We start from the raw sequence: 15,943 nt of genomic DNA, 5'->3' as shown, positions 1-15,943 counted from the left end.
GAGCTGTCACAGGCGCTACCGGCGGCGACGGAAACGACGGGTGATCGACTATGACGGCCGGTCCGTCGCCGCCGCCGGTCGCTAACTCGGCGCTCGTGATCGCGCCGATGCTGATCGTCCTCGTAACGGCCGTCGCGACGCTGCTGCTCGGCCGCCGACCCCGCGCTCGAGCGGCGGTGAGCCTGGGCGGCGGCGCGGCCTACGCGGTCGCGGTGGCGGCCATCGACTGGTACGTCGTCCTCGCACCGGACGCGCCGGGGATCGCAACCTATCAGGTGGGGGACTGGCCGGCCCCCTTCGGCATCACGCTCGTCGCCGACGGGCTCTCGGCGTTCATGCTGACCATGGTCGCCGTGCTGGGGGTCGCGTCGCTGGTCTTCTCGACCAGACATCTCCCTGGCGGGGAGGGACGCAGCTACTACTTCCCGCTCTTTCACTTCCTCGCGCTCGGCGTGACGGGCGCGTTCCTCACCGGCGATCTGTTCAACCTCTTCGTCTGGTTCGAGGTGATGCTGATGGCCAGCTACGTCTTCGTCGCCTACAGCGGCGGTCCCCAGCACACCCGCGCGGCGTTCTGGTACGTCACGCTCAACCTGCTGGCCAGCGCCGTCTTCCTGCTCGGCGTCGGCGGCATCTACGCGACGACGGGGACGCTCAACATGGCGGATCTCGCACAGCGGCTGGCCGAGCCGGCGGCCTACGGCCTCGATCCGGTGCCAGTGATCGGCCTGCTCGGCCTGCTCCTGTCGGTGTTCGCGATCAAGGCCGGCCTCGTCCCGTTCCAGTTCTGGATCCCGACCGCTTACCGCGCCGCGCCGCCACAGATCACCGCCCTGCTTGCCGGTGCGACGAAGAAAGTCGGCATCTACGCCATCATCCGGCTCTCCTTTACCGTCTTCGCGGACGCGGACGTCGCGGTCGACCTGGCGATCCCGGCCACCGGCATCGCGATCGACTCCCCGCTGGCCTTCGTCGGCGCGGCGCTGTTCCTCATGGCCGGGGCCAGCATACTCCTCGGCGGCATCGGGGCCGTCGGCCGCGACTCGCTCGAGGGCGTGTTCGCCTACTCGAGCATCGGGCAGGTCGGCTTCATCGCCGTCCCCGTCGCGATCGGGGCGACGGTCACCGGCCCCGACCTGCGCCAGCTCGCCATCGTCGCCGCGCTGGTGTACGCGCTCAATCACACGCTGGCGAAGGGGCTGCTCTTCCTCTCGGTCGGCGCGGTCAGGACCGCGACGGGGACGAGCAGCTTCGACGACCTCGGCGGGCTGGCGAAGCACTCGCCGCCGCTGGCGATCTCGGTGTTCGTCGCCTCGCTCGCGCTCGTCGGAATCCCGCCGCTGTCGGGCTTTTTCGGCAAGCTGCTGGTCTTCGACGCCGCGGCTCGAGCGGGTGCCGGCCCCGTGATCGTCCTCCTGCTCGTCGGGTCGCTGCTGACGATCGCCTACGCGACCCGGCTGTGGAACCGGAGCTTCTGGGGTGCCCAGACGCCCGCCGTGGAAGCGGCAGCGATCGACCGCGTGGAAGTGACTGTCCTCGTCGTCCTCGCGGCGACGATCCTCGCCGTCGGCGTCGGCTTCGAACCCGTCTACGAGTTCGCGACGGCCGCCGCGGAGGCCGCCCTCGACACCGAGGGCTATATCGAGGCCGTCGACCCCGTCGAACCGGGCGAACTGGCCGACTCGAGCGCGAACGGGGGTGACGACTGATGGAGGTGAAAACGTGGCCGGTCGCCGGCGTCGTCTTCGCGACGCTGTGGGTGTTCGTCCGCGGCCTCCCGCTGACCCCGTCGACACTGGCCGGCGGCTTCCTCGCGGGGCTGCTCGTCGGCCTGCCGGTCGCGTTCGTCTTCCGACGGCTCTACGCCGACCGCGTCGACCTCGGGCGCGGCATCCGGTCGCTTCCGTACGCCGGGCTCTACCTCGGAGCCTTCGCCCGCGAACTCCTGTGGGCAAATATCGACGTCGCCTACCGGGTGCTCTCGCCCGGGATGCCGATCGAACCCGAGGTCATCCTGGTGCCGCTCCGGGTCGAATCGGACGTCGCCATCACCGTCATCGCCAACAGCATCACGATCACACCCGGAACGGTGACGCTCGACTACGACGAGGAGACCAACGCGCTGTACGTCCACGGCGTCAACGGCCGCGATCCCGAAGCGATGGCAGAGCCTATCCGCACCTGGGAGGACTACGCGCTCGGACTGTTCGACGAGGACGCCTCCCCGTCGGACCCGCCGCCGGAGATCGTCGTTTCCGGCGGGGAAAGAGACAGTACTACGAACCGCCAGGACGGAGGGACGGACGATGACTGAGGCGACCCCGGCGTTCCTCGAGACGGCGATCCGCGCGGCGCTGGTCCTCGTCAGCGGGCTCTGCGTTCTCTGTAGCTACCGCGTGATCCGCGGGCCGACCGACCCCGACCGAGTGGTCGCGCTCGACGCCATCGCGACGAACGTCGTGGCGATCGCCGTGCTGTTCGCCCTGTTGACCGACCGGGGGCTGTTCGTCACGGTGAGCCTCGTGCTCGCGATCATCGGTTTCATCGCGACCGTCGCGGTCGCCAAGTTCGTCACGGAAGGCGAGGTGATCGAATGATTCACGATATCGTCATCGTCGCGCTCGTCGTCGTCGGCGTGTTCTTCCTGACCGTCGGCACGATCGGTCTACTTCGACTGCCGAACGTCTACAACCGGATGCACGCCACGAGCAAGCCGACGACGCTCGGCACCGCCGCGATCTTCCTGGCCGGCTTCGTCGAGTTCGGCCCCGGATCCGAGGGACTGACGGCACTCATCGGCATCGTCTTTCTCTTCTTGACGGTGCCGACCGGCTCGCACATGATCGCCCGCGCCGCCGAACGGATCGGCATCTCCTTCCTCGGGAGCGTCACCTGGCCCGACGCGTCGGCTGTCGATCGACCCGACCAGTCGGACGAGGCCGAGCCGACTGACGATTGACTCGACGTATCCGTGCTCGAGCAGCGACGCCCGACCTCACCGCTCGTATTCGGGCTCTCGACCGCGGTCCGCGTTCTGATCGCGCGCTCGAGTCCACGCCTCGGCGTCCTCGAGCGTCTCCGTATCGAGCAGCCGCTCGAGTTTGCGCTCGAACTGCTCGTCGGTGAGTTCGCCCGCGGCGTACCGTTCGCGGAGCGTCTCGAGGGCGTCCCGGGTATCGCGGTCGACGGTCCGATCGGCCGTCTCGGAGTCGGATGCCGATTCCGTCTCGCCGGGCGCGTAGTCGTCGACCCACTCGCGGCGGTCCTCCTCGTCGCCGAACAGGAGCGCGACCAGCGGTACGACGGCGATGTAGCCGACGAGCAGCGCCGCGAGCCACCAGTCCTGGCCGGTGACCATCGCGCCGAGCCAGAACGCCGTCACGAGCATCGACGCGATCCCGGTCGCGTTCTCGCGCAGTCTGGTTCGCCAATCGTCCTCCGTCCCGCGCCGATTGCTCCCCTCGAGCCCGTTCATAGGTGCGTATTCGACGCGGATCGGAAATACGTTGGTGGCTCGAGGGATCGCCCACGCGCAGCGGCGTCTCGGGAAACAGACTGACGATCCACGACCCTATGCGGACCGATTGCACGGCTGCGATCGTTTGAACACGCTTTTAAGGGGGGCAGCGCTACTGAGGTGTACACCCTACGCGGGGTTGATGATGCTCCTAGCCTCACAGGACTTCCGCCGGGTCGAACCCGGCCCGGGTCCCAGCGCCCGGACGGCAGGGGAGCGCGAGCCCACGCGTAGGAGAGGTGAACAACCAATGTCAGTATACGTCACAACCGACATCCCAGCCGACCTCGCCGACGACGCCCTCGAGGCGCTCGAGGTCGCACGAGACACCGGACGCGTAAAGAAAGGAACGAACGAAACGACGAAGGCCATCGAGCGCGGCAACGCCGACCTCGTCTACGTCGCCGAAGACGTCTCGCCCGAGGAGATCGTGATGCACCTCCCGGAGCTCGCCGACGAAAAGGGCATTCCAGTCGTCTTCATCGAGACGCAGGACGACGTCGGCCACGCCGCCGGCCTCGAGGTCGGCTCGGCCGCCGCGGCGATCGTCGACGCCGGCGAGGCGGGAGACGACGTCGAGGATATCGCCGACAAGGTCGAGGACCTCGACTGAGGTGATCAGAGATGAGTGCTGAAGAGGAAGAAAGCGGCTCTACGCCCGCCGAGGTCATCGAGATCGTCGGCAAGACCGGCATGCACGGCGAAGCCATGCAGGTCAAGTGCCGAATTCAGGAGGGCGAGAACCAGGGACGCATCATCACCCGGAACTGCCTCGGGCCGGTCCGCGAAGGGGACGTACTCCAGCTTCGCGAGACCGCCCGCGAGGCCGACTCCATCGGTGGACAATAATGGTCGAGAAACGAACCTGCGACTACACGGGCGAAGAGATCGAGCCCGGCACGGGCATCATGTACGTCCAGAACGACGGCACCGTACTCCACTTCGTCGATTCGAAGGCGGAGAAGAACTTCAAGCTCGGGCGCGAACCGCGCGACCTCGAGTGGACCGAGGAAGGGCGTCGCGGCAAAACCTCCGCACAGGCCGACACATCCGCCGAAGCGGAAGCCGATCAGACCGAAGCGGTCGACGCCGAGGCAGACGAGGACCTCGAAACCGAGTCCGAGTCTGAGGACGAACCCGTCGACGAGGACGAGGAAGACGTAGCCGCCGGGGACGAAACCGCCGACGAGACCGAGGAAACCGAGGCCGAGGAAGCATGAGCGATCACGAGCGCACCTTCGTGATGGTCAAGCCCGACGCCTTCGCGCGCGGACTCGTGGGCGAAGTCGTCTCTCGACTCGAGGACCGCGGGCTCAAGCTCGTCGGCATCAAAGTCGAGAATATGCCCCGCGAGCGGGCCGAGGAACACTACAGCGAACACGAGGACAAGCCGTTCTACGACGACCTCGTCGACTTCATCACCTCGGGGCCGGTCGTCCCGATGGTCTGGGAGGGCCAGGACGCGACCCGACAGGTCCGCCAGATGATCGGCGAAACCGACCCGCTCGAGGCCGCGCCCGGCACGATCCGGGGCGACTACGCACTCGACCTCGGTCGGAACGTCGTTCACGCCGCCGACCACGAGGACGAGGGCGCGAACGAGCGCGAGATCGCGATCCACTTCGACGACGACGAACTGATCGACTACGAGCAACACGACGCCGAGTGGCTCTACGAGTAACGATCGACTCAGTCTGACGACACCGACGAGTCGCGTCGAGTCAATCGCGTTTATCACACCGATTTTTCGACAGATCCGCTGGTCCGGCTGAGAGCCGTTGCTCTCGCTATCGGAACCATCATCGCGTCGTTCGATTGGAGCAGTAGACGCCGGTAACGGAGGTCCTGATCGGCTGTGGCCGTCCGACCGGGTACGCGAACACGATCGATTTCGCATAGCGAAATATACGGGCACCGAAAATGAGGAAAAAAGACACCGTTTCGCTATCCGGACGGAGCAATCCAAATCGAACGGTGATATCATGCCGTTGTATTCGTTCACTACAGAAGGCAAGTATTCGACACTCTATCCGTTTAGCGCCCACTATCCGGCGGAATGAGCGCGATCCCAACGTTATGCTCTCGATGAATAGTCACGGATATAACACAGGTACGTTTCCCGGTAGACGTAACATCTAATGTGGCGGCTGTAGAAGAGGGGGATGGTGGTTTCGAATGGTAACACACGGTAGGTGGTTCGCGGATGCGTGAAACGGAGGGAGAGGCGGCAACACTGACAGCGGAGGTGACACCGTCGCTCAATCTCGTCTTCGAACTGCTCTCGAACAGCCGACGGCGGTACGCGCTCTACTATCTCCACGAGCAACCGGACGGCGTCGCATCGATCGAGAGTCTCACTGAAAACGTGATCGCCCTCGAGCGATCGGCCGACTCGACGGAGACGGACGGGGCGACGACTATCGGTCCGGATACCGATCCCGACGCAACGGAATCGGACGTACGGATGGAGCTCCAGCATATTACCTGCCGAAACTCGAGGACGCAGGACTGCTCGAACACGATCGGCGGAGCGAGACGGTGCGATACTGGAGTCAGCCGTCGCTCGAGGAGTGGCTCGAGCACGCGTATCACAAAGAAATCGCGTAGTCCGGTCGATCCCGCGACCACCGGAGACGACCGCTGGACGGGTCCTTCGGTCGGGGGTGCTGAAAGGTTTAACACAGAGCCCGTGGTGGGGTCCACTGACGTGTCGGTAAATCGCACGACGTAACGGCTCCGACTTTATGAGGTGTGATATCGTCTCACTCCTCAAAACTTAACAAGCGAGATACCGATACAGACAGTGAGGTGCATACTATGGCTGACCACGAACTTCCACCACTTCCGTACGATTACGATGCGCTCGAACCGTCGATTTCCGAGCAGGTACTGACCTGGCATCACGACACCCACCACCAAGGGTATGTCAACGGCCTCAACGCTGCTGAGGAGACTCTCGCGGAGAACCGCGAGTCGGGCGACTTCGGCTCGACCCCCGGGGCCCTCAGCAACGTCACCCACAACGGCTGTGGGCATTATCTCCACACGCTGTTCTGGGAGAACATGTCCCCCGACGGCGGCGGCGAACCCGAGGGCGACCTCGCCGACCGCATCGAGGAAGACTTCGGCTCCTACGAGGGCTGGAAGGGCGAGTTCGAGGCCGCTGCCGGTGCCGCCGGCGGCTGGGCCCTGCTGGTCTACGACCCGGTCGCAAAGCAGCTGCGCAACGTCGCGGTCGACAAACACGACCAGGGCGCGCTCTGGGGCTCCCACCCCATCCTCGCGCTGGACGTCTGGGAGCACTCCTACTACTACGACTACGGTCCGGACCGTGGCGAGTTCATCGACGCCTTCTTCGACGTCGTCAACTGGGAGAAGGCCGCAGAGGAGTACCAGACCTGCCTCGACCACTTCGAGTAACGCCCCAGTAGCCGAGCGACGAGCCAGTCAATCCCGTCTTTCTTTAGCGTCGTCGTACCGATAGCGCCGCCATCGCTCGAGCTGCGGGAATCGCCGATCCACCCCCGGCGCTCGCCCCAGAACACATGTACTGTGAGTGACTGACATGGTTTAACTGGGTGTGGGACGATTTCACGTCTCATATGGCCGCCGAGGACAGCAGCGTCGACGCGAGGGCCGAGGATCGGGAGCGACAGTCACCGCGACCGCTCAGCGAGGTAGACCGAAGTGATTCCGGCGACGCGCTCGCGGACGACCTGCGAGCCGCCTGCGACGGCGACGTTCGCTTCGACGAGTACACGCGCGTCCTTTACGCGACGGACGGCAGCATCTACGGTGCACAACCCGCTGGCGTCGTCTTTCCGCGGGACACTGACGACGTGCGGACGGCCGTTCGCGTCGCGGCCGACCACGGCGCGCCGATCTTGCCCCGCGGGGCCGGCTCCTCGCTGGCCGGCCAGACGGTCGGCCCGGGCTGTGTCGTCCTCGACCTGTCGCGCCACATGGACGCGATTCGTGACATCGATCCGGACGCACAGCGGGCCGTCGTCGAACCGGGGGTCGTCCAGGACGATCTCGACGCCGCGCTCGAGCCCCACGGGCTCCGATTCGCGCCCGATCCGGCCTCGTCGAACCGGGCGACGATCGGCGGCGGGATCGGCAACAACTCGACGGGAGCGCACTCGGTGCGCTACGGGATCACGGACGCATACGTCGAGGAGTGCGAGGTCGTCCTCGCCGACGGCTCGCTGATCCGGACGCGAGATATCGTCCTCGACAGTCCCGAGTGGGAGCGAATCGTCTCGAGGGACGACCGCGAGGCTGCCATCTACCGGACGGTGCGTGCGCTCGTCGAGGACAACGCCGACGAGATCGAGTCGCGGTATCCGGAACTCAAGCGCAGCGTCAGCGGGTACAATCTGCAGAAAGTCGTCAGAGAGCGCGCAGATGGTGACCGGGTGATGAATCTCTCGAAGCTGCTGGTCGGCGCGGAGGGAACCCTCGGCGTCGTCGTCGAGGCCACGCTTTCGCTCGTGACTAGACCCGACGAGACCGCCCTCGCCGTACTCTGTTACGACGACTTGCTCGAGGCGCTCGCGGCCGTCCCCGACGCTCTCGCGTGCGAGGCCAGCGCGGTCGAACTGATGGACCGAGAGGTGTTCCGCCTCGCCGCCGAGTCGACGGAGTACGCCGAGTACGCGGAGCCGATTCCCGACGGGACCGAGGCGGCACTGATGCTCGAGTTCGACTCCGAAGTGGTCGACGACCTCCCGGACGCGATCGCCGCGGCGACCGACCGGCTCGCGGACGAAGGGACAGCCTTCGATGCGCTCGAGGCGTTCTCGCCGGCGAAGCAGGAGAAGCTCTGGAAACTCCGGAAGGCCGCGATCCCGCTGTTGATGAGTATGGAGGGCGATCCGAAACCGTACCCGTTCGTCGAGGACGCCTCCGTTCCGCCCGAGGAACTCGCCGAGTACGTGGCGGGGTTTCAGGAGATCCTCGCGGACCACGACACCACGGCCGCCTACTTCGCGCACGCGGGCGTCGGCACGCTTCACATCCGGCCGGTGTTGAACCTCAAAGAGGGGGACGACGTCGAGAAAATGCGCGCGATCGCCGACGACGTGACCGACCTCGTCGTCGAACACAACGGGTCGTTCTCTGGCGAGCACGGGGACGGCCTCGCGCGGACGGAGTTCAACCCAAAGCTGTACGGTCCGGATCTCTGGTCGGCCTTTCAGGAACTCAAGTCGGCGTTCGATCCGGACTGGCGGCTGAACCCGGGGAAGGTCGTCTACCGCAACGAGGATCCGACCGACATCCGCGAGCACCTCCGGTACGGGCCGGACTACGCCTCGCTCGAGCCCCGAACGGCGCTCGACTTCGACGACGACGGCGGCTTCTCGCACCTCGTGGAGCTCTGCAACGGCTGTGGCACCTGCCGGCAGACCGACGGCGACGTGATGTGTCCGACGTATCGGGCGACCGAGGAGGAAATCGCGACCACGCGTGGGCGAGCCAACCTGTTGCGGGCGGCGATCAGCGGCGAGATCGACCCCGAGGAACTGTACGGCGAGCGGTTCCAGACGGAGGTGCTCGACCTCTGTATCGGCTGCAAGGGCTGCCAGAGCGACTGTCCGACGGGGGTCGACCTCGCGAAGCTCAAGACCGAGGTCAAACACCAGTACCACGAGCGCGAGGGAACGAGCCGCCGGGAGCGCCTGTTCGCGAACGTCGATCGCCTGGCGTCGCTGGGAAGCACGTTCGCACCGCTGGCGAATCGCGCGACGGAGCTGCCGGGCGCGCGGAGCCTCCTCGAGAAGACCGTCGGAATCGCGCCCGACCGAACCCTGCCGACGTTTCGACGGGAGACGCTGGTCGACTGGTACGACGATCGGGGTTCACGCGTCGATCCCGAGACCGCGACCGCGGGGGTCGTCCTCTACCCCGACACGGACACCAACTACTCGAATCCGGCGGTCGGGAAGGCCGCCGTCGAGGTCCTCGAGGCCGCGGGGATCCACGTCGCCGTCCCCGAGCTGGGGCCGACCGGGCGCGCGGCTTACTCCCAGGGGATGCTCGAGGTCGCGGCCGACCAGGGCCGTGCGCTGCTGGACGACCTCGAGCCGTACCTCGAGCGCGGCTGGTCGGTCCTGTTCGTCGAGCCCTCGGACGCGGCGATGGTCGTCGACGAGTACCGCTCGCTGCTCGGGGACGACCGCGTCGAAACGCTCGCGGCCGACTCCTACGGCGTCTGCGAGTATCTGGACGAGAACCGCCTGGACGAGGAAATTCCCTTCGACGAGCGCAAGACGACGGACACCGCGCTGACGTTCCACGGCCACTGCCACCAGAAGGCCCGCGGCGCGGACCACCACGCCGTCGGCGTCCTCCGACGGGCCGGTTACGCCGTCGACCCCGTCGATTCGGGTTGCTGTGGCATGGCCGGCAGCTTCGGCTACGAGGCCGAACACCACGACCTCTCAAAAGCGATCGGCTCGTTGCTGCGAGAGCAACTCGAGGACAGCGCAGCCCGCGATGCAGTGGCAGCGGACTCGACCGTCGTCGCGCCGGGCACCTCCTGCCGCACGCAGATCGGCGACTTCGAGGGCTACGACCGGCCGGCACACCCCGTCGAGCTGCTCGCACGCGGGCTCGAGGCGGAGCGGTAAGGCTGCCTGGGGCCGTCGCTGAACGACGACCGGTCACCCCTCGTCCTCGAGCCCGGTCGCGCGCTGGTACTCCTCGAGCAGCGTCGGGAACTGGCCGCCCCGGACGTACCGGAGGCCGAATTCGTCGGCCCAGGAGATGATCCCGCGGTCCTCCGTGACGACGCCGGCGTCGAGTTCTCGAGCGAGGATCAGCAGGTCGAAGTCCTCCCGGGAGTCGAGGACGCCCTGTCGGAGGGCGCGGCGGTACTTGTCCCGCAGGTCGGAGAGGATCCTGTCGGCGTCGGTCATGTACTCGTTTCGCTCCTCCGCGTCCGAGCCGGCGGTGAGCTCGTCCGGATCGAGCTGTTCGACCTCGCGGATCGCTTTCTCCGAGACGCGGAGGCCGCGATCCACCCGGTCGCTCATCTCGTCGATGAAGTTGTAGACGACGTTCGCCGGGATCGTGACGCCGTACCGATCCGGGCTCTTGCGGACGACCCACGTATCGAGCCGGGAGAACACCTCCTCGTCGACGTCGCGCTCGCGCAGCATCGTCGCGAGTTCGTCGTGGATCGACGGCGGCACGTAACAGGAGATGTTGAGCTCGAGCCGGGCGGTCGCGATCAGGTCGAGCAGATGCTCCACGGCGTCCTCGAGCGACTCGTCGTCCGCGCGGATCTCCTCGGTGATGAACAGCGAGGTGTCGAGGACGAACCGTTGGCGCGGCAGTTCCCCGGGCATAGTAGTCGGTTGGACGGTAATCCACATAGGTGTCATCCCAGTCGGGTCGCCGCAGCGGTCGGCCGACCGCTCGTGGGGATCGGCGACCCACCCGGTGTTTTTCACCGCGAGCGTCGTCGGACGACGTATGGATCGGGACGCCTACCTCGAGCGGCTCGACGCCACCACCGGCGACGCCGAGGACCTCTTCGAGCACTTCGAGCAGCGGTCGGTCGCCGGGCGGACCCACCACGTCCTCACCGCCGCGCGCCACGGCCTCGAGCGTGGGACCGTCATCGTCGAGGAGAGCGATGCCGTGGTCCGCGGCTATCCGAGCGTGCCGCGAATTCTGGTGCTCGACCCCGGCGTTCCGTCGTTCTTCGAAGCGGGCGAGCGCGTCGCGATCGAGGAGAAACTCGACGGGTTCAACGTCCGGATCGCCGACGTGGGAGAGCCCCTCGCGTTCACCCGAAGCGGCTACGTCTGTCCGTACACCACGGCGCGGGCGCGCGACCTGCTGGCGCTCGAGGACTTTTTCGCTGCGTACCCGGAGAAGACGATCTGTGCCGAACTGATCGGGCCGGAGACCCCCTACACGACTCACGACTACGCGAACGTCGACTCCCACGATTTCCGGGTGTTCGACGTCCGCGACCGGGAGTCCGGCGATCCGCTCCCGGTGGCCGAGCGGCGCGAACTGTGCGCAACGTTGGACTTCGGCCAGCCGCGGCTGTTCGGGTGGGCCGAGCCGTCGGACGCCGCCGACGTGGCCGGGAACGCCATCGACGAACTCGACAGCGCAGGTCGAGAGGGGATCGTCATCAAATCGAGCGACGGGACGGCGATGGTCAAGTATACGACCGAGTCTCAGCACCACGCCGAACTCGCCTACGCGTTCTCGCTGCCGTTCGACTACGGCCGCGATTTCGTCTTCTCTCGGATCGTTCGCGACGCGTTTCAGGCCGCCGAGTTCGACGAGGACGACGACCGACTGCAGGAGCGAGCGCGGAACCTCGGTGAGTCGATCCTCCGCCCGATGGTGGCGACCATTCGGGACGTAGCCGACGGCGAGCCCGTCGGCGAGCGGCACACGGTCCGCGGCGATCCGGACGCGATCGACGCGCTGTTCGCCCACCTCCACAATCAGTCGATGACCATCGACCTCGAGGACGATCGCCGCGAAGACGGCGAGCGCGTCGTCGAGTTCGTGAAGGTGGCCGAGTCGAGCCGCGATCGGATCGGGTACTACCTGAACGGCGGGTCGCGAAACGAGTAGCGGACGAGTCGCAGTCGCGGGTATCCATCGATTCCCGCCACGACGGGTTACGGTCCGGACGACGGCGTCTCGACGGTCGAATCCGCCCCGCGAACGGACTCGGAACCGGGAACCGCATCGCTCGAGTCCGTCGTCTCGACGCCGGCGAGTTCGAATCTGGCACCCCCCGCCTCGCTCTCGGTGGCGTCGATCGACCAGCCGTGAGCGGTCGCGATCTGTTCGACGATCGAGAGTCCGAACCCGGTGCCGTCCTCGTTAGTCGTATACCCCTGCTCGAAAATACGCTCGCCGTCGTCGGGCAGTCCCCGGCCGTCGTCGGCGACGTAAAACCCGTAAACCGGCGTTCCGAGGACGCCGACCGAGACCGTCAGCGGTGGTACCGACTCGGTCGCGTCGTCGGTATTCGCAGCGCCGTCCGTCGGTCCCCCGTGTTCGACAGCGTCCTGCTGAGCCTGCGAAGCGGGGCTTGGCGAACCGTGTTCGACGGCGTTCCGAAACAGGTTCTCGAGCAGGCGAAGCAGTCGCGTCCGGTCGGCGAGGACCACCGCGGAACCGTCGATCGACAGCGCGTTGTCAGCGGTATCGACGTTCTCCCAGGCCTGCCGGGCGACTGCAGCCAGTTCGAGAGGTTCGGTCTCGCTTACCGATTCGCCCTCTCGAGCGAGCGCGAGCACGTCGTCGATGATCGCCTCCATGCGGTCGTGTGACCGCTGAACCTTCTCGAGGTGGGAGACGTCGCCGGTCTCGAGCGCGAGGTCGACGTACCCGTCGGCGACGGACAGCGGATTCCGAAGGTCGTGTGACACCACGTCGGCGAACCGCTCGAGGCGCTTGTTCTGGCGCTCGAGTTGCTCCTCGTGGCGCTTGCGTTCGGTGACATCGCGGACGATGAACAGCCAGCCGACGTGGGTATCGCGGCCGTCGTCGATCGGCGTCACCCGAATATGGTAGTGGCCGCCCATGAGCGCCAGTTCGCGTTCGGTTTCGACGGTGTCTGCCGTGAGGTCGTAATAGAGGTCGCGCAGTTCGGGGAGGTCAGCGAATATCGAATCGATGTCGAGGCCGATCGCGGAGCCCTCCACATCCGCGAGCATCTCCCGTCCGGCGGGGTTGGTGTCGATGATCCTGTCCTCGCGGTCGAGGACGAAGACACCGTCAGTGACGTTGTCGAGGACGCGATCCCGAGCGATTGGGACGATGTCGACTAGTTGGTACCGGAAGATCGCGACGGTAAACAGCGTGCCGGTTATCAGATAGCCGATCGGCATCGGATCGAACGGAAACACCTCCGCGACGTAGAGGATGTTCGCCGCCGTTGGAATGATCGTCGCGCCGAGCAAGGCCGCAGCCTGACCGCGGTACACCGACCGGGAGCGATAGAGGAACTCGAGCACGAGCACTGCCGCGGCCACCATCACCACATACGAGTAGAGAACGTGAAGGCCCACCGCGATTCCCCACTCGATCTCGATTCCGGTCAGCGATCCCGGATCCGGCTCGACCGATTCGAAGAAGACGTTTCCCGGGTTGAAAAACACGAGTCCGACGACGACGATCGGTTCGATCGCGAGTATCGCGACCGTCGTTCGCGTGACGAGGCGTTCGCGACCGGTATACTCGAGGACGAACAGAAAGATCGTCGCGATGCTCGTGCCGATGCCGATGAACAGCGTTTGGACCATCAACGTAGAAATCGCGACGCTGTCGACGGCCGATGCAACGAACAGCGATCCGGAGTAAACGGCGGTCGCGAACAGACACAGCGAGAGCGGGATCGCCCCCCGCTTTTCGCGATGACGCCACACGACGACGCCGAGCGCGATTCCGACGACTGCCGACAGTCCGTACATCGTCAGAATCGCGTCGTGACCGGTTGCCATCAAAGCTACTCTCTCTGCAATCTTATAAAATGCTGTGGCCATCGGTGTACGGACGTAGTTCCCGTCTCGAGTGCGAACGAACGATTTAGGCGTCGGCCGCGGGTACGAGGACGTATGCCCGTACCGAAATCGGAGTTCGACGCGCTGCCGCCGTGTGACTTCTACACACCCGCGGAGCTGCTAGAGGACGATCAGATGTACACCGTCTACGAGATTGCGCGGCTCCTACAGGGCCTCGAGCCCGACGCCGACATCGACCGCGAGACCGAGGACATCCTGCTCGACTGGGCGATTCCGTGGATCATGACCAACGCCGACGAACTTGTCGTCGCCGAGCCGCGCGACGAGGACGAACCCGGCTACTACGGTCTGAAAGAATGATCTTCCTCGTGGTCGGTGCCGACCGCGTCGACGCCGGCAAGACGACTTTTTCGACCGGCCTGCTCAAGCGAACCGGCGCGGTCGGCTACAAACCCCGGGCCGGTAACGACTTCTGGTTCGACCAGGACGACTGCCAGCGAGCGCTCGCCGACGGTCGGCTCTACGGCAAGGACGCGGCGCGGCTCTCGGCGGCCGACGGCCGCGGCCGGCCCCCGGAACGACTGAACCCCGTCCACCGGCTCTGGCGGCCCGCACCCGGCGGTGACAGCGGGCTGCTCGGACAGACGGACCGCGAATTCGTCGTCGATCGGGTCGGCCGCGGGGCCGACGAGTCGCTGTTCGTTCGCAACGCCGCGGCGGACGTGCCGGACGCGGTCGCTGAGGCGCTCCCGCTTGAGGAGGCGATTCCCGTCGAGACCGTCGCCGAGTTCAACGAGCTCGCCGAGCGGGAGTACGTCCCCGCGTTCGAGCGGCTGGCCGCAGAGATCGAGGCGACCGATATCGCCGTCGTCGAGTCCTACAGCGACATCGCGCTCCCGTTGTCCTCGCTCGACCCGGCGTCGATCGCCGCCGTCGCGGCCGTCGAACCCGGCCGCGCCAGAATCTACTCCGGCGAACGCTACTGTCGCGCTTGCGAGATTGCCAGTTCGAGTCCCAGAGACGGCGCGATCGAAAAGCGCGTATCCGACGTACTCGACTATCTCGATCCGCTCGAGCGCGTTCGGTTACCGGCGCTCGGCGGTGCCGACCGGGACGATCCCGCGCGGATCGCCCGCGAATACGCGGACGCCTACGACGCGCTGCTCGGTGCCGCCGGACGGGTGTAGCCGGGCCTCTCCCGCTACATCTGGCGAGCCATCTGCGCCGAGAGTTCGACGTGGTCGTACGGATCGTTCGTGACGCTCGGCCCGTGGCCGGTGTGCATCGCCTCGAAGTCGGGATCGATCCACTCGAGTACGCGATCGATGCTCTCGATCAGGGTGTCCCGATCGCCCTCCTCTAAGTCGGTGCGGCCGAAGCTCCCGTTCTGGAACACGAGGTCGCCCGCGAACAGCACGTCCGCGGTTGCCGAGTAGAAACAGAGGTGGTCGTTCTTGTGCCCGGGCGTATGGAGGGCAACGTATTCGTAGTCTCCCAACTGGACCGTCTCCTCGTCCGCGATAGCGTGGTCGACGCCGTCGATGGCGGTGTCGTACCCCCAGGCGTCGACGTCGAAGGCGTCTTTCACCGCCTCGAGGTTGCCGACGTGGTCGCGGTGGGTGTGTGTGAGAATAATCGCGTCGAGGTCGTCGACGTGAGACCGGACGGCGTCGACGACGTCGAAGTTCGCGCCAGTATCGACGATGACGGGGCGGTCGCCATCGACGAGAAAGACGTTGCTCGTAAACGCCTGCACGCCCTGCGCGAGATTAGTGATCATGGCAGCCGCTATGCAGGCGATCGATTTGTGGGTGTCGACACGGACGTGGCGCTCCAATCGAGCCCGAAACGGCCTCGAGTACCCTTTATGACCCGTGAGGCAACCGTATTGGTATCCGTTCCAGTATTCACAAGGATT

General features: G+C 66.0%; 17 protein-coding genes and 1 pseudogene. 14 read left to right on the top strand and 4 right to left on the bottom strand.

The features are described 5' to 3' along the window. Positions 1-50 precede the first annotated feature (50 nt). Genes NDO75_RS06920 through mnhG form a run of 4 tightly spaced genes read left to right on the top strand, consistent with a single transcriptional unit; the run spans position 51 to position 2,959 of the window. Complete coding sequence (locus NDO75_RS06920) at positions 51-1,709, top strand: proton-conducting transporter membrane subunit (RefSeq protein WP_310905421.1); 1,659 nt, start codon at positions 51-53, stop codon at positions 1,707-1,709. After that, positions 1,709-2,314, top strand: a complete 606-nt coding sequence (locus NDO75_RS06915; RefSeq protein ID WP_310905419.1) for a Na+/H+ antiporter subunit E — start codon at positions 1,709-1,711, stop codon at positions 2,312-2,314. Before NDO75_RS06920 ends, NDO75_RS06915 begins: the two co-directional genes overlap by 1 nt. Further along, positions 2,307-2,597 (top strand): monovalent cation/H+ antiporter complex subunit F, encoded by a 291-nt coding sequence (locus NDO75_RS06910; protein ID WP_310905418.1) that lies wholly within the window; start codon positions 2,307-2,309, stop codon positions 2,595-2,597. The genes NDO75_RS06915 and NDO75_RS06910 overlap by 8 nt, the downstream gene beginning before the upstream one ends. Then, entirely contained in the window at positions 2,594-2,959 is a 366-nt protein-coding gene (gene mnhG / locus NDO75_RS06905) for a monovalent cation/H(+) antiporter subunit G (protein WP_310905416.1), read from the top strand. The genes NDO75_RS06910 and mnhG overlap by 4 nt, the downstream gene beginning before the upstream one ends. A 36-nt stretch (positions 2,960-2,995) precedes the next feature. On the opposite strand, the gene NDO75_RS06900 is transcribed toward mnhG, so the two are convergent. Then, positions 2,996-3,475, bottom strand: coding sequence for an SHOCT domain-containing protein (locus tag NDO75_RS06900; protein ID WP_310905415.1), 480 nt, complete (start codon positions 3,473-3,475; stop codon positions 2,996-2,998). A gap of 292 nt (positions 3,476-3,767) precedes the next feature. On the opposite strand from NDO75_RS06900, the gene rpl7ae reads away from it, so the two are divergent. From rpl7ae to NDO75_RS06865, 7 genes and pseudogenes are all read left to right on the top strand, one after another. Continuing rightward, the gene (gene rpl7ae, locus NDO75_RS06895) at positions 3,768-4,130 is read left to right on the top strand and encodes a 50S ribosomal protein L7Ae (RefSeq protein WP_006090865.1); all 363 of its coding nucleotides are present in this window, start codon (positions 3,768-3,770) and stop codon (positions 4,128-4,130) included. Positions 4,131-4,141: 11 nt separating this feature from the next. Continuing rightward, complete coding sequence (locus tag NDO75_RS06890; RefSeq protein ID WP_004214009.1) at positions 4,142-4,366, top strand: 30S ribosomal protein S28e; 225 nt, start codon at positions 4,142-4,144, stop codon at positions 4,364-4,366. Then, on the top strand, positions 4,366-4,737 hold the full coding sequence (locus tag NDO75_RS06885) for a 50S ribosomal protein L24e (RefSeq protein WP_310905410.1): 372 nt from the start codon (positions 4,366-4,368) through the stop codon (positions 4,735-4,737). The genes NDO75_RS06890 and NDO75_RS06885 overlap by 1 nt, the downstream gene beginning before the upstream one ends. Beyond that, positions 4,734-5,198 (top strand): nucleoside-diphosphate kinase, encoded by a 465-nt coding sequence (gene ndk / locus NDO75_RS06880; protein WP_254764394.1) that lies wholly within the window; start codon positions 4,734-4,736, stop codon positions 5,196-5,198. Before NDO75_RS06885 ends, ndk begins: the two co-directional genes overlap by 4 nt. Positions 5,199-5,720: 522 nt before the next feature. Further along, positions 5,721-6,124 (top strand): annotated as a pseudogene (locus tag NDO75_RS06875) (hypothetical protein). A 210-nt stretch (positions 6,125-6,334) separates the two neighbouring features. After that, positions 6,335-6,937, top strand: coding sequence for a superoxide dismutase (gene sod, locus NDO75_RS06870; protein WP_310905409.1), 603 nt, complete (start codon positions 6,335-6,337; stop codon positions 6,935-6,937). 182 nt (positions 6,938-7,119) lie between these two features. After that, positions 7,120-10,149, top strand: coding sequence for an FAD-linked oxidase C-terminal domain-containing protein (locus NDO75_RS06865; RefSeq protein ID WP_310905408.1), 3,030 nt, complete (start codon positions 7,120-7,122; stop codon positions 10,147-10,149). 33 nt (positions 10,150-10,182) lie between these two features. Here the strand turns inward: NDO75_RS06865 and NDO75_RS06860 are convergent, their stop codons facing one another. Continuing rightward, positions 10,183-10,869 (bottom strand): RNA ligase partner protein, encoded by a 687-nt coding sequence (locus tag NDO75_RS06860; protein ID WP_310905407.1) that lies wholly within the window; start codon positions 10,867-10,869, stop codon positions 10,183-10,185. A gap of 127 nt (positions 10,870-10,996) precedes the next feature. On the opposite strand from NDO75_RS06860, the gene NDO75_RS06855 reads away from it, so the two are divergent. After that, positions 10,997-12,124 (top strand): RNA ligase, encoded by a 1,128-nt coding sequence (locus NDO75_RS06855; protein WP_310905406.1) that lies wholly within the window; start codon positions 10,997-10,999, stop codon positions 12,122-12,124. 47 nt (positions 12,125-12,171) lie between these two features. Here NDO75_RS06855 and NDO75_RS06850 read toward each other — a convergent pair whose 3' ends face one another. Further along, positions 12,172-14,004: a histidine kinase N-terminal 7TM domain-containing protein gene (locus NDO75_RS06850; RefSeq protein WP_310905405.1), complete on the bottom strand. Its 1,833-nt coding sequence runs from the start codon at positions 14,002-14,004 to the stop codon at positions 12,172-12,174. A gap of 114 nt (positions 14,005-14,118) precedes the next feature. Here NDO75_RS06850 and NDO75_RS06845 point away from each other — a divergent pair, with 114 nt between their 5' ends. Both NDO75_RS06845 and NDO75_RS06840 read left to right on the top strand, forming a co-directional pair. Then, the gene (locus NDO75_RS06845) at positions 14,119-14,385 is read left to right on the top strand and encodes a DUF5827 family protein (RefSeq protein WP_310905404.1); all 267 of its coding nucleotides are present in this window, start codon (positions 14,119-14,121) and stop codon (positions 14,383-14,385) included. Beyond that, entirely contained in the window at positions 14,382-15,212 is an 831-nt protein-coding gene (locus NDO75_RS06840; protein ID WP_310905402.1) for an ATPase, read from the top strand. The genes NDO75_RS06845 and NDO75_RS06840 overlap by 4 nt, the downstream gene beginning before the upstream one ends. Before the next feature lie 14 nt (positions 15,213-15,226). Here NDO75_RS06840 and NDO75_RS06835 read toward each other — a convergent pair whose 3' ends face one another. Beyond that, the gene (locus NDO75_RS06835) at positions 15,227-15,805 is read right to left on the bottom strand and encodes an MBL fold metallo-hydrolase (RefSeq protein ID WP_310905400.1); all 579 of its coding nucleotides are present in this window, start codon (positions 15,803-15,805) and stop codon (positions 15,227-15,229) included. Between the last annotated feature and the right edge of the window lie 138 nt (positions 15,806-15,943).

The organism is Natrinema sp. 1APR25-10V2, from assembly GCF_031626495.1.
GTDB lineage: Archaea > Halobacteriota > Halobacteria > Halobacteriales > Natrialbaceae > Natrinema.
The sequence above is the reverse complement of the archived record's forward strand: the minus strand, read 5'-3'. Positions and strand labels throughout refer to the sequence as shown.